Source organism: Adlercreutzia sp. DFI.6.23, from assembly GCF_024462535.1.
GTDB lineage: Bacteria > Actinomycetota > Coriobacteriia > Coriobacteriales > Eggerthellaceae > Adlercreutzia > Adlercreutzia rubneri.
On record NZ_JANGBP010000681.1, the window covers coordinates 1 to 293 of the forward strand.

The following is a 293-nucleotide window of genomic DNA, read 5'->3' on the forward strand; positions in this document are numbered from 1 at the left end:
GGCGATTTCGACAAGCTCGTCCACGTGCTACAGAATTTGTGCGGCAACGCGGTGAAATTTACGCCTGACGGGGGTACCGTGCATCTTGGGGCCGCTTTCCACCCTCTCGGATGCCGCCTTACGGGCGCGGGCGCGGCGCGGCTTGGGAGCCTCTTCGGAAGTCTCGGAAGTCGTAGATGCTGCGTGGGTCGCGGCACCCGTCCCCTCCTCCGCCGCCGGCTCGGGCGTCTTGCGGGCGCGGGTGCGGCGCGACTTCGGCGCCTCCTCGGCCGTCGGCGCCTCGGTGGCTGCGG

Annotated in this window: 1 protein-coding gene; it reads right to left on the reverse strand. The window is 70.0% G+C overall.

The features are described 5' to 3' along the window. Positions 1–27: 27 nt before the first annotated feature. A partial coding sequence (locus NE591_RS15040) for a hypothetical protein (protein WP_256157077.1) occupies positions 28–293 on the reverse strand: 266 nt, incomplete at its 5' end.